General features: G+C 36.1%; 13 protein-coding genes. 11 read left to right on the top strand and 2 right to left on the bottom strand.

The features are described from left to right. The first annotated feature begins 55 nt into the window (after positions 1-55). From J2Y40_RS17745 to J2Y40_RS17725, 5 genes are all read left to right on the top strand, one after another. Positions 56-1549 carry an OmpA family protein gene (locus tag J2Y40_RS17745; RefSeq protein ID WP_153397709.1) on the top strand — a complete coding sequence of 498 codons (1494 nt, stop codon included), beginning with the start codon at positions 56-58 and terminating at the stop codon, positions 1547-1549. A 94-nt stretch (positions 1550-1643) separates the two neighbouring features. Continuing rightward, entirely contained in the window at positions 1644-2384 is a 741-nt protein-coding gene (locus tag J2Y40_RS17740; RefSeq protein WP_153397711.1) for a YebC/PmpR family DNA-binding transcriptional regulator, read from the top strand. Between the two features lie 139 nt (positions 2385-2523). Then, positions 2524-3348, top strand: a complete 825-nt coding sequence (locus J2Y40_RS17735; RefSeq protein WP_153397712.1) for a UDP-2,3-diacylglucosamine diphosphatase — start codon at positions 2524-2526, stop codon at positions 3346-3348. Next, entirely contained in the window at positions 3349-4326 is a 978-nt protein-coding gene (locus tag J2Y40_RS17730) for a glycosyltransferase family protein (RefSeq protein ID WP_153397714.1), read from the top strand. Positions 4327-4487: 161 nt separating this feature from the next. Beyond that, positions 4488-5093, top strand: a complete 606-nt coding sequence (locus J2Y40_RS17725; RefSeq protein ID WP_310000489.1) for a TetR/AcrR family transcriptional regulator — start codon at positions 4488-4490, stop codon at positions 5091-5093. Positions 5094-5130: 37 nt separating this feature from the next. Here the strand turns inward: J2Y40_RS17725 and J2Y40_RS17720 are convergent, their stop codons facing one another. Then, entirely contained in the window at positions 5131-5421 is a 291-nt protein-coding gene (locus J2Y40_RS17720; protein ID WP_310000487.1) for a GNAT family N-acetyltransferase, read from the bottom strand. Between the two features lie 104 nt (positions 5422-5525). Next, entirely contained in the window at positions 5526-6275 is a 750-nt protein-coding gene (locus tag J2Y40_RS17715) for an RDD family protein (RefSeq protein ID WP_153397720.1), read from the bottom strand. Positions 6276-6303: 28 nt separating this feature from the next. Between J2Y40_RS17715 and J2Y40_RS17710 the strand changes: the two genes are divergently transcribed. From J2Y40_RS17710 to J2Y40_RS17685, 6 genes are all read left to right on the top strand, one after another. Next, positions 6304-7287, top strand: a complete 984-nt coding sequence (locus tag J2Y40_RS17710) for a stage II sporulation protein M (protein ID WP_310000485.1) — start codon at positions 6304-6306, stop codon at positions 7285-7287. Beyond that, positions 7271-8236, top strand: coding sequence for a DUF4013 domain-containing protein (locus J2Y40_RS17705; protein WP_153397724.1), 966 nt, complete (start codon positions 7271-7273; stop codon positions 8234-8236). Before J2Y40_RS17710 ends, J2Y40_RS17705 begins: the two co-directional genes overlap by 17 nt. Further along, positions 8229-9029, top strand: coding sequence for a DUF4129 domain-containing protein (locus J2Y40_RS17700; protein ID WP_310000481.1), 801 nt, complete (start codon positions 8229-8231; stop codon positions 9027-9029). Before J2Y40_RS17705 ends, J2Y40_RS17700 begins: the two co-directional genes overlap by 8 nt. Before the next feature lie 15 nt (positions 9030-9044). Further along, positions 9045-10202: a DUF4350 domain-containing protein gene (locus J2Y40_RS17695; protein WP_310000478.1), complete on the top strand. Its 1158-nt coding sequence runs from the start codon at positions 9045-9047 to the stop codon at positions 10200-10202. A 120-nt stretch (positions 10203-10322) separates the two neighbouring features. After that, positions 10323-11354: a MoxR family ATPase gene (locus J2Y40_RS17690; protein ID WP_153397729.1), complete on the top strand. Its 1032-nt coding sequence runs from the start codon at positions 10323-10325 to the stop codon at positions 11352-11354. Positions 11355-11396: 42 nt separating this feature from the next. After that, the gene (locus J2Y40_RS17685; RefSeq protein ID WP_153397731.1) at positions 11397-12719 is read left to right on the top strand and encodes a DUF58 domain-containing protein; all 1323 of its coding nucleotides are present in this window, start codon (positions 11397-11399) and stop codon (positions 12717-12719) included. Positions 12720-12748: the final 29 nt, after the last annotated feature.

The raw sequence follows: 12748 nt of genomic DNA, 5'->3' as shown, positions 1-12748 counted from the left end.
TATAAAGAAAAATTATATTTATTTTGCATTATCAATTATTTAATCATTTAATTCTATGAAAAATCTAAAATTAGGAATTTCAGCATTGGCGCTTACTGTTGCCTCTACTGTCTTTGCTCAGACTACCAACAATCCGTGGTTAATCGGAGTTGGTGCTCATGGAGAGAACCACAAGGCAGTACAGAACAAATTCGGTAATACGTTCGCTGCTAATAATCTAACGAAGAGAATGTTCAATTTGAACAATTTCTCTATTACACCTCCATTATCTAAATTAACAGTTGCTAGAAACATCGGTAAAGGTTTAGTTATTGACTGGCAGACTACCGTAGGTAATGTAGACAATAAGAGATTCGGCATGGGGAAAGAATTTTTCCTAATGACAGGTCTTGGTTTCCAAGCTAAGGCAGCTGGTCTTTTATGGAATGAAGAGTCTTGGTTTGACCCATACTTAAGAGTTGGTGCAAACTACCTAAGACATGACTATACTTCACTTACATTCCCAAGAAACGACTACAAAGGAGAATCTGTTTCTAACGGAGATGGTGGTAACGAAAACGGTAAAGCAAACCACTTTACAGTTGCTACAGGTGCTGGTGTTAACTTCTGGGTAACTAAGAACTTCGGTCTTGGTGTTCAGGGAGATTACGTGTCAACTCCAGGTGATAAATCTACAGTTGCTAACTTCTGGCAAGCTTCCGCATCTATCTTATTCAGATTCGGAAACAGAGACAGAGATAAAGATGGTATCCTAGATAAAGATGACCTTTGTCCAGATACTCCAGGTTTACCAGAATTCCAGGGATGTCCTGATACAGATGGTGACGGAGTTCCAGATAAAGACGATCAGTGTCCAGAAGTAGCTGGTCCGGTTGAAAACAACGGTTGTCCTTGGCCAGATACAGATGGTGACGGTGTTATCGACAAAGATGATGCTTGTCCTTCAGTAGCAGGTCCTGCTGAAAACAGTGGTTGTCCTTGGCCAGATCAGGATAATGACGGTATCTTAGATAAAGATGACGCTTGTCCTACAGTACCTGGTGTTCCAGAATACAACGGATGTCCTCCTCCACCGAAAAAACCAGACGTAACAGTTGTTAACGAGACATTGAAAGATATCTTGTTCGACTTCAACAAAGCTACGATCAGACCAGAATCTAGCGGTAAGTTAGATACAGCTGCTAAGATCATTAAAGATGCAGAAGAAACTAACTTCTTAGTAGTTGGTATGACTGATAAGAAAGGTTCTGCTTCTTACAACTTGAACCTATCTAAGCAAAGAGCTGCTGCTGTAGTTGCTGCTTTAGAATCTAGAGGAATCAACCCTAACACACTTAAGTCTGTAGGTATCGGTTCTCAAGAAGCTGTTGAGCCTGCTACTGCATCTGATGCTGTAAGACAGAAAGACAGAAAAGTTATCGTAAGAGCTATCTCTGGTGCTGACTGGGAAACTTACAAGAAAAATGACATTACTGTAGCTAAGCCAGTTAAAAAGGCTGTTAAAAAAGCTCCAGCTAAGAAAAAAGCTCCGGCTAAAAAGAAAAAATAATTAATTTTTCTAAATAATAAATACCTCCAATTTTTTGGGGGTATTTTTTTTTTGTTCACTTTTAATTAATTTTGTTGAAAATTTAAAAATAAAAATGGGAAGAGCATTTGAATATAGAAAAGCTTCTAAAATGGCCAGATGGGATAAAATGGCTAAAACATTCTCTAAAATAGGAAAAGATATTGCCCTGGCTGTAAAGGCGGGAGGATCAGACCCTGAGGCAAATCCGGCTTTAAGAAGATGCATCCAGAATGCAAAAGGTGCCAACATGCCGAAAGATAATGTGGAAAGAGCAATCAAAAAGGCAAGCGGTGCTGATGCAGAAAGCTATGAAGAGATCACATACGAAGGATACGGGCAAGGAGGTGTAGCATTTTTCGTAGAATGTACTACAAATAATCCAACAAGAACCGTAGCGAACGTAAGAGCTGTTTTTAATAAGTTTGACGGAAATCTTGGTAAGAATGGCGAATTGGCATTTATTTTCGACAGAAAAGGTATTTTTACCATTGATCTGGCTCAGATTAAAATGGATTGGGATGATTTTGAAATGGAAATGATTGACGGTGGAGCAGAAGATGTTGAAAAGGATGAAGAAGAAGTAATGATTACAACAGCTTTCGAGGATTTTGGTTCCCTGTCTCACAAATTAGACGAATTGGGGATTGAAGCAAAGAGCGCGGAACTTCAGAGAATTCCTAATAATACAAAAGAGGTTAATGCAGACCAGTTCAAAGCCAATATGAAAATGCTGGAGCGTTTTGAGGAGGATGATGATGTACAGAACGTGTATCATAATATGGAAATTACAGAAGAGCTGATGGACTCATTGTAAAAAATAATATAGCATTCATATACAGTTAACTTTCAATTAGTTTCTTTGTATAAAATTATGAAACGTCTGCTCTGTTTCTATTCAATAAGAATATGAAGACGTTCCATCCGGCCAAATTAAAAAAGCTGAAAATATACGGATGAAAAGAAACGTAGAATTAGTTGTTATATCGGATGTTCATTTGGGAACTTATGGATGTAAGGCTAAAGAATTGTTGAGGTATCTTAATTCTATCCAGCCTAAAACTTTAGTTTTAAATGGGGATATTATTGATATCTGGCAGTTCAAAAAGTCTTACTTCCCTAAACCTCATTTGAAAGTGATCAGGAAGATCCTTTCATTGGCTACTAAAAACACAGATGTTTATTATATCACAGGAAATCATGATGAAATGTTCCGTAAGTTTACCGATTTTGAATTGGGGAACCTTAAGGTCTGCAATAAGATTTGCCTGAATATGGACAAAAAAAAGACCTGGATTTTTCATGGAGATGTTTTCGATGCTTCCGTTCAGCATTCCAAGTGGATTGCCAAACTTGGCGGCAAAGGATACGATCTTTTGATCATGGTCAACAATGCCGTTAATTGGTTTCTGGAGAAAATGGGCAGAGAAAAATATTCATTTTCAAAAAAAATCAAAAATAACGTGAAAAAAGCGGTAAAATACATCGGAGATTTCGAGTTGACTGCTTCTGAACTGGCTATTGATAATCATTATGACTATGTGATATGTGGCCACATTCATCAGCCTCAGATACGCGAAGTGATCACTAAAAAAGGATCCTGTACCTATTTGAATTCCGGAGACTGGATCGAAAATTTATCCGCACTGGAATATGATAATAAAGAATGGAAGATTTTTTATTATGATGAGAATAAACATCTGCTTAAAGATGACGAGGCTGAAGAAATCCCGGATATGGATAGTTCTGAGCTTCTGAAAATAGTAACCAATTTTACCTAGATGAAAATTCTGTATGCATTTCAGGGAACCGGAAACGGACATATGGCCAGAGCACAGGAGATTATTCCTATTCTCAAAAAATATGCTTCGGTGGATACTTTAATCAGTGGCCACCAATCACAGTTAAAGGCAGGCTTTGATATTAACTTCCAACATCAAGGGATTTCCCTTCTCTATAACAAAACCGGCGGATTATCCTACCGTAAAACATTTACTGAAAATCATTTCTTAAAAGCAGTAAAAACAATCAGGGAACTTGAACTTTCGCAGTACGATCTTATTATTAATGATTACGAACCTCTAACAGGCTGGGCTTGTAAAATGAGGAAGCTTCCGATGATTGAACTTAGCCACCAGGCTTCCATGAGTTTTTCGGAAACACCCAAACCCCAAAAGAGAGATTTTTTAGGAGAACTGATTTTGAAGTACTATGTTCCCAGTGAAAAGAAAATAGGTTTTCATTTTGAGAGGTATCACCCTCAAATCAAAAAACCGGTAATCAGGAACAAGATCAGAAATTTAAATCCTGAAAAAAAAGGATATTATCTGGTTTATCTTCCCAGTTTTGCAGACGAAAATATTATTAAAGTCTTAAAGCAGATTCCGGTAGAGTGGAAGGTATTTTCAAAATACAGCAAAGCCCAGGTTAAAGTAAAAAATGTTGAAGTTTTCCCTATTGACGAAGTGCAGTATCTGAAATATTTTGAAAGCTGTGAGGGGATTTTATGCAATGCAGGCTTCGAAACTCCTGCGGAAGCACTTTTTATGGATAAAAAGCTGTTTGTTATTCCTATTCACAATCAATACGAGCAAGAATGCAATGCGGCTGCTCTGGATCTCATGGGAATCCCGAATTCTAAAGTGCTGAATTTTCAGGAAATTATGAAATGGGTGGCTTCAGATCATCACTTAAAAGTAAGTTATCCTGATGATATTGAAGAAATCCTCGTGAATGAAGTGCTGACTTTTAAAAAATAGCACAAAATGTTATTCTCAATTATTCTTATTTGTGTTTAAATAAAAAATATCATTACCTATTATATTACTATTTCTTTAATATTAATTTGAAAAGTTTAGTATGTTTTATCAATTTTCATTTAAATAAATAAAAAAATGCAAATTGCAGATAAAACGAAGGGATGAGAAAAATTAAAAAAACTAGAAAAGAGGTAGAGGGGCCTATTAGAAATAAGGAAGTAACAAAAGGCAAGCTGATTAACGCTCTTGGAGAGATTATAAAAGAAGAAGGGTTTTCATCTGTTAATCTTGTGAAGATTGCAAAGATTGCAGGCTGCGATAAAAAGCTGATTTATGAATATTTCGGAGACTTAAATGGATTGGCAGAAGAGTATTTTAAAAAACGCAATTTCTGGGGAAAACTATTCAGCCAAAATAATCATACAAAGACCAATACGTCCTGTCGATTTCTGGAAAAACAATTTGAATGTTTGATGAATGACGGAGAAATGCGTGGAGTTATTGCCTGGGAATTGAGTAAAGAACTTCCGATACTGAAAGATCAGTCTCAGAAAAGGGAAAAGCAGATCGAAAAAGTGGTTGGAAATAAAGAAGGAAACTTCAGAGCAATAGAAGCCATTTTAATGGGCGGTATCTATTATCTCACCATACATTCTCATACGAACGAAAGTACTTTTCGGGGAATTGATCTTAAGCAGCAAGAAGGGCAGCAGGAAATTATGGGTGCTGTTAAACAAATTCTTGATTGGGCCCATAAAGAAAATTAATTCATCCTTTTCTTTTGTGTAATTTATAGAAACCTCTTTAGTTCTTTAAGAATATATCTTCCACATCGCTCATCCTTATCATAACAGATCTTGCATAAGAACAATGAGGATAGACATTCCATTTATTTTCTCTGGCAAATTTTATAGCTTCCTCTACAAGATATTTTCCCATACCTCTGCCTTCAAATTCCGGATGAACCAGTACAAAAGAAATAATAAGTTTATTTTCTTCAGGAAAAATGGTATAGGTAAGTCTTCCCACCTCTTTTATCTCATTGTTCAGGGTAAGAAGACCTCCGTTGCCCGATCTGTTGTTTTCAAATGTCATAATCTAAACTTTGTGATTAAAAATACAAAAAATACGCCGTTTGTAAAATGATGAATGATAGATAATATGAATAACTGATCCAATATTAATTAACCATTCACCTGCTAATTGTCCTTCCCTGTATAATAGTTATAATCTTTAATAACCACGCTGATGAACTGTCTTTCAGTCATTTTAGCTGGATCTATCTCGAGTTTTAGAATGCTTTTAATCTTATCGGAAAGCTTGCTGATAATCTGCCGGTCATCCACTTTGAGCGCTTTGGTATAATTGTCTTTGATGATCCTCATATCATTGTCGGTTAAAGCAATAACCTGCGGAAACGAAGGAACATAATCCTGATGGATATTTTCTAAGATGGTATGAGAAATAGTAATATTGTTTTTTAAAGAAATTACAGCTGTACCGGAAGCGATGTCGCCCAATCGTTGGTTATTTTTAGAAACAATCATAGAGATTACCCCTATTGATCCTACAAATGAGGTGTCAATCAATCTGAAAACCCACCGGATCATATAATCACCAAAGCTGGCCTGGTATCCGTCAATCTTTACCACTCTGATTTTCATGAGTTTTTTACCGGGAGTCTGTCCTTCCATCAGACTTTCTAAAACAACCGGATAAATATAAACCGGAAAGGTGATCACAATATAAACCGCCATAACAGACCATTGGTCAAGTCCTCTCAAAAGATATCCCAGATCCAGAATATTAAAGAAAAGGTAGAATACAAAAATAACGTAGGCTACCTTGATCAGCAGATCAATGATAAATGCAAGCATTCTTTCCCCAACACTGGCAATATTGAAATTAATATTTACATTTTGTGAGGTATTTATCGCAATTTGAGACATAATTTTTATTATTTTAGCCTATACAATTATGAGAGAGGTTTATTTCATTAAACAAAATAAAGAAAAATGGTTGGGAATTGAACAGGTTATTCAAGGGAAAATTAAAAAAAATCCGGATGACCTGTCTTCATTGTATATCAACCTGATCAATGATCTTTCTTTTGCACAGACTTATTATCCCAAAAGCAATACAACCGTTTATCTGAATCATCTGTCTTCTCAGATATTCCAAAAAATTTATAAAACCAAAAGAGTAGAGGAAAACCGGCTGGTTTATTTTTTCAAAACAGAAGTTCCTTTGCTGGTTTATCAATACAGGAGGTATCTGATGTATGCTTTTCTGTTTTTTATCTTCTTTACCTCTATAGGAGTACTTTCTGCAGTCTATGATAAAGACTTTGCCAATATTATTCTTGGAGAAAGTTATGTGAATGAAACCATAGAAAATATTAAAAAAGGAAATGCTGTAGGAGTATATCAAAGCGGATCTACGTGGGGAAGTACTATCGGAATTATTTTTAATAACATTGGAGTAGGGGCAAAATTATATATTTACGGAATCACCGGAGGGATAGGAACTCTATTCGCCCTTCTTTCCAATAGTGTAATGCTGGGGTCATTTCAGTATTTTTTCTATGATTATGGAGCGTTGAAAGACAGCGCAAGAGGAATCTGGCTTCACGGGGTTTTTGAGATCTTTGCCATGGTGGTGGAAGCCATGTGCGGGTTGATTCTTGGAGCAAGTATTCTTTTTCCGAGAACATTTTCAAGATTCAATTCTTTTAAAAGAGGTTTTCAAGATTCATTTAAAATATTTCTGAGTACCGTTCCATTTACAATCTGTGCCGGAATTATAGAAGGTTATGTAACGAGACACGCTTTAAAAATGCCACTGGCAATGAATCTTGTTATCATTTTCAGTTCACTGGCTATTATAGGATTTTACTATTTTGTATATCCTTCAATAGTGCATAAACAAACTAATAATCAGATCAATGATACAGTTTTATAAAAAAAGAGAATTTGGAAGTTTTATCAGTGACAGCTTTAATTTTTTCAAGCTGTATGGTAAGAATTATTTCAAGAATTATTTTCTGATCAATGGATTGCTGCTGATTTTGGCAGTTGCTGTCATTATTTTTGGATTCAGAGAAATCTTCGGACAGATAATGGGTTCCAATCTAAGTGGAGAAACGTATTATTTTGAAAGATATTTTGCAGAAAATTCAGGAATGCTGATTGTTGCAGGAGTATTAGTATTTCTTCTTTTTGCTCTATTGGCCGTTATCAATTATCTGTTTCCCGTCTTTTATATGAAAAGAATTGCAGAAGGTGCCCAAAAGGTAAAAACAGATGAGATTTTAGGAGATTTTAAAAGAAATGCAGGCCGGATCTTTAAGATGTGTATTGGCATGACCTTTATTGTATTACCGGTGCTGATGATTGTAATGGGCTTTTCTTATGTATTGCTGATTATTTTTATCGGGCTTTTCCTGATATTACTTGTTTATCCCACTGCATTCAATGTAACCTCATTCCTGATGTATGATTACTTTAATGCTGATAGAGGCTTTTTAGAGAGCTTGAGCTATTCCGTAAGAGCGCAATTTTCTTATCCGAATGGAAATGAGAAATCACCTTACTGGAAATATTGGGGAGCAACATTGATCATGTTTATCATTATGTATGCTGTAATGATAATATTTACCTTTGTACCTGTCTTTTTTCTGTATGGATCATTACTTACCACTGCTCCGGACGGAAACTTTGAAGAAAACCCTTTTGCAGACGGGTTCATAGGAATTCTTGTCTTTGTATTATATGGATTATCAACACTTCTTTCTCTTTTTCTTTCGAACCTGATGTATGTAAATGCAGGTTTGATGTATTACGACAGCAGAACAGATCTTCATCAGAAAGTTGAACTGGCAGAAATAGATACAATTGGTCTCAATGAATAAACTGCTTATTTTTTTATTACTCTTTTTCTCCATAGGTTCCGTTTACGCACAGGATGACGACGGATCAGCAACTGTGGTGGAAGAATATATGGGAGACTCTGTTGATACAGGACATTACCATAATATGCTGCGTGCGGATTCCGTCCTGATCCTGAAGCCGGTTTCAGAAAATACAGTCTACGCAAGAAAGTTCAAAGAAAATATTCCGTCGAGATATAAAGGAAACGAATTTGATTATTCCGTATCTAAACCACGGGAGTCTTTCTTTCAGAAACTGATGAGGAAAATAGGTAAAATCCTTGAGAGCATATTTGGGGAAACTGTTTTTAGTAAATCAGCTAAAGCTACTGATATTTTTATCCGGCTGTTTGCCATTATTCTTGTAGGATTTCTGCTTTATTTTATCATTAAATATCTGATGGGGAAAGAAGGGAATTTCTTCTTTGGCAGAAAAAATAAAAAGTTAGATATTGAGGCCGAAGAGCTTCATGAAAATATCCATGAGATTAACTTTCCCGAAAGTATTGCCCGCTTTGAAAGAGAAAGAGACTACCGTTCAGCGGTTCGTTACCAGTTTTTACTGACCCTCAAAAAATTAAGCGATAAAAAGCTGATCAACTGGAATCCCGAAAAAACAAATAAAGATTATACAGCCGAACTAAAAGCCCTTCATCTGAAAGCCGAATTTTCCGAACTCTCTTACATCTTTGATAATGTCTGGTATGGAGAATTCAATATCGATGAACGGAGCTATCTGAAATTTAAAGATCAATACCAGGCATTTAAACCGTAACTAAACGAATTAATCATGAACAAAACCTTCAAAATATATGCTGTCATATTCATCATTGTGATGATTATTCTGGCATTGCTTGAAGTCAATAAAAAAGAAACAACAGACTGGCGGAAAAATTTTGATATCAATGAAAAATCTCCATTCGGACTGTTTGTTTTTAATAATGAGGCTAAAGATTTATTTAAAGGAAAACTGAAAAAGATTGATCAGACACCTTATGACTATTACAACAGCCATAAAGGAAAAGCTCACAATATTGTGGTCATCGAACATGAGATTGATAAAGAATCATGGAATAAAATTCTGGATCAGGTCTCAAAAGGATCTGATGCAATGCTGATTGTAAGCCGTATGCCTAAAGAGATTTCGGATAGTATAGGGTACTACGACTCCGATATTTCTTTCGCAGAAGAAAATGTACTGAAGTTAACGGACAAAAAATACCAGAATGATTTCATTCACTTAGATAAATTCCCGTCGGGAAGAGGATTCTCATATATCAAGCCCCAGATAGAAATTCTGGGAAAAACTGTTGAAAAAGAGAATACAGATCAGGTCAATTTTATAAAAACCAAATTTGGAAAAGGAACCATTTATGTGCATTGTGAACCATTATTTCTTACCAATTACTATCTTTTAAAACCAGGAAATAGCAAATATGCACAGGATGTCTTTTCATATCTTCAGGATAAAGAAACGCTTTGGTTTGTAGATGGAAATACAAAAGTATCACGCTTCTTCATGAGAGTTGTTTTATCCAATCCTGCTCTTAAATATGCATGGTGGGTATTTTTGGGAGGATTGGTATTGTTTATTTTTTTCAACGCAAAAAGAAAACAGCGGATAGTACCTGTGATGGAGCCATTGAGAAATACTTCCGTAGATTTTGTGAAAAGCATAGGGAATCTCTATCTTCAGGAAGGAGACTTTCATGATATGATGGCCAAAAAATCCCAGTATTTTCTGAATAAAGTAAGAATGGACTTACTGATAGATACCCAAAATCTGGATATGGAATTTGCCAAGAAACTGCAATTGAAAACTGGAAAAAGCATAGAAATGATTGAGGAGGCAATCACTCTTATCCGAAAAGCACAGGACCCATACGCCAGTGTAATGAAAGAAGATCTTGCAAGGATGAATAAACTCCTTGATGAAATATTGAAATAATAAAATGGATTAATAATGTATGACAGTTTTAATCATTGCTGAATTAGAAAAAAGTCCCAACGGGATGATTTAACCCAGGATAGAACGCAGTCCTATCATCTGTCATAAAAAATATAAAATATGGAAAATTTTGATAACGAAAACATAGAAAATAAAAGCTCTATCAATCTTAATAAAAGCGAAGACCAGTTTCAGTCCAGGATAGACATGATTGAGCTGCGTGCAAGTATTGATAAAGTAAAAGCTGAAATCGGTAAAGTCATTGTAGGGCAGGAAAACATGATTGAACACCTTTTGGCTGCACTTTTATCCAACGGGCACGTACTGATAGAAGGCGTGCCGGGAGTAGCAAAGACCATCACGGCAAAATTATTGGCAAGGACCATAGATGTAGGCTTCAGCAGAATTCAGTTTACTCCGGATCTGATGCCTTCCGATATTTTGGGAACTTCAGTTTTCAGCGTAAAGAACTCTGAATTTGAATTTAAAAAAGGACCCATCTTCTCCAACTTTATATTAATTGACGAGATCAACCGTTCTCCGGCGAAAACTCAGGCTGCATTATTTGAGGTAATGGAAGAAAGACAGATCACAATGGATGGAACCCGCTACATCATGGATGAACCTTTCCTTGTTGTTGCTACCCAAAACCCGATTGAACATGAAGGAACCTACAGGCTTCCTGAAGCCCAATTGGACCGTTTCCTCTTCAAAATCAATGTTGGCTATCCTAACCTGGAGCAGGAGATTGCCATCATTAAGAACCAGCACGAAAGCAAAAAAGAAGATAAAACGGAAGGTGTTAACCGTGTAATTACCGCTGAACAGCTGAAAAATTACCAGCATCTCGTAAAAGAGATTATTGTAGAAGCCCAACTGATGGAATATATTGCTAAAATCATCATCAATACCAGAGAAAACCAGTTCCTGTATCTTGGTGCCTCTCCGAGAGCTTCTCTTGCTTTGCTTACCGCCTCAAAAGCCTTTGCCGCATTAAGAGGAAGAGATTTTGTAACCCCGGAAGATATTAAAGAAGCAAGTTATGCTGTACTGAGACACAGAGTGATCGTTTCTCCGGAAAGAGAAATGGAAGGCCTTACTGCAGATGAAATTATCCGTCAGATTTTAGAAGGAATAGAAATACCTAGATAGGGATCATTTAAAATCTAAAACCTGCAGCCTACAACCTAATTAATGAAAAACCTATACATCAATACACGATTTTTCTTTGCGCTCATTGGAGTGGGGATCCTGTATGTCCTGGCATTTTTCTTTCCGTTTATGATGATCATTGGCCATATTGCACTGGTAGTCTGCTTCCTTGCGGTCATGGTAGATTATCTGTTGTTGTTTAATCAGAAAAACGGTCTGCAGGCACAAAGAATACTTCCGGAAAAATTATCAAACGGGGATGAAAACTTCATCAAAATTGATATTAAAAACAACTATGGTTTTAAGATCACAACCAAAATCATTGACGAAATTCCTTTTCAGTTTCAGAAAAGAGACTTTTTAATTCTGAAAACAATCGATTCCGGAAGAAACACTTATTTCCAATACAGCCTGGAACCTAAAGAAAGAGGAGAATATCATTTTGGAAGCCTGAATGTGTATGTTTCTTCACCTTTAGGATTGGCCGCTAAAAGATTTAATTTCCAGAAAGATGCTATGCTGCCTTCTTATCCATCTTTTGTACATCTCAGAAAATATGAACTGATGGCGTTACAAAGTGAATTTATGCTGGGAGGTATCAAAAAAATCAGAAAACTGGGGCACACCATGGAATTTGAGCAGATCAAAGAATATGTTCCCGGTGATGATATCAGAACCATCAACTGGAAAGCCACCTCCAAAACAAACAGACTAATGGTCAATCAGTTTCAGGATGAAAAATCACAGCGGATCTTTATACTGATTGATAAAGGAAGAACAATGAAAATGCCTTTCAATGGATTGAGTCTGCTTGATTATTCTATCAATGCTGCAATGGCATTATCTCATATTATTCTGAAGAAAGGAGACCGTGCCGGGATGATGACCTTTTCAAAAAAAACGGAAAATAAAGTGGCTGCAGAAAATAAATCAGGACAGTTAAGAAAAATCTCCGAAGCGCTTTATAACATCAAAACAGATTTTTTTGAAAGCGACTTCAACCGTCTTTACCAGGATGTAAAATATTCTCTGAACCAGAGAAGTCTTGTACTGCTTTTTACCAATTTTGAAACATTGGACGGACTGAACCGCCAGTTGAAATATCTTCGAGGAATTGCAAAAAATCACTTGTTGGTTGTTGTCTTCTTCAAAAACTCAGAGCTGCAGACCCTAATCCATAAAAATCCTGAAAGTATGCAGGAGATCTATGATGAGGTAATTGCTGAAAAATTTGAATTTGAAAAAAAACTGATCATCCAGGAATTACGGAAATATGGAATCTATACCGTATATACCCTTCCTGAAAATTTAAATATTGACGTTATCAATAAATACCTGGAGATAAAAGCGAGAGGAATTTTATAACTTTGCAACAAGCAACAAGCAACAAGCAA

The sequence above is a fragment of the Chryseobacterium sp. 2987 genome (genome assembly GCF_031456375.1).
In the GTDB taxonomy this organism is placed as follows: Bacteria; Bacteroidota; Bacteroidia; order Flavobacteriales; family Weeksellaceae; genus Chryseobacterium; species Chryseobacterium vaccae.
The sequence above is the reverse complement of the archived record's forward strand: the minus strand, read 5'-3'. Positions and strand labels throughout refer to the sequence as shown.

Bases quoted from the DNA above. Each gene is read 5' to 3' on its own strand.
- J2Y40_RS17695 (WP_310000478.1), top strand. From the start codon at position 9,045: ATGAACAAAACCTTCAAAATATATGCTGTCATATTCATCATTGTGATG.
- J2Y40_RS17730 (WP_153397714.1), top strand. From the start codon at position 3,349: ATGAAAATTCTGTATGCATTTCAGGGAACCGGAAACGGACATATGGCC.
- J2Y40_RS17725 (WP_310000489.1), top strand. From the start codon at position 4,488: ATGAGAAAAATTAAAAAAACTAGAAAAGAGGTAGAGGGGCCTATTAGA.
- J2Y40_RS17745 (WP_153397709.1), top strand. From the start codon at position 56: ATGAAAAATCTAAAATTAGGAATTTCAGCATTGGCGCTTACTGTTGCC.
- J2Y40_RS17720 (WP_310000487.1), bottom strand. From the start codon at position 5,421: ATGACATTTGAAAACAACAGATCGGGCAACGGAGGTCTTCTTACCCTG.
- J2Y40_RS17710 (WP_310000485.1), top strand. From the start codon at position 6,304: ATGAGAGAGGTTTATTTCATTAAACAAAATAAAGAAAAATGGTTGGGA.
- J2Y40_RS17735 (WP_153397712.1), top strand. From the start codon at position 2,524: ATGAAAAGAAACGTAGAATTAGTTGTTATATCGGATGTTCATTTGGGA.
- J2Y40_RS17715 (WP_153397720.1), bottom strand. From the start codon at position 6,275: ATGTCTCAAATTGCGATAAATACCTCACAAAATGTAAATATTAATTTC.
- J2Y40_RS17700 (WP_310000481.1), top strand. From the start codon at position 8,229: ATGAATAAACTGCTTATTTTTTTATTACTCTTTTTCTCCATAGGTTCC.
- J2Y40_RS17690 (WP_153397729.1), top strand. From the start codon at position 10,323: ATGGAAAATTTTGATAACGAAAACATAGAAAATAAAAGCTCTATCAAT.
- J2Y40_RS17740 (WP_153397711.1), top strand. From the start codon at position 1,644: ATGGGAAGAGCATTTGAATATAGAAAAGCTTCTAAAATGGCCAGATGG.
- J2Y40_RS17685 (WP_153397731.1), top strand. From the start codon at position 11,397: ATGAAAAACCTATACATCAATACACGATTTTTCTTTGCGCTCATTGGA.
- J2Y40_RS17705 (WP_153397724.1), top strand. From the start codon at position 7,271: ATGATACAGTTTTATAAAAAAAGAGAATTTGGAAGTTTTATCAGTGAC.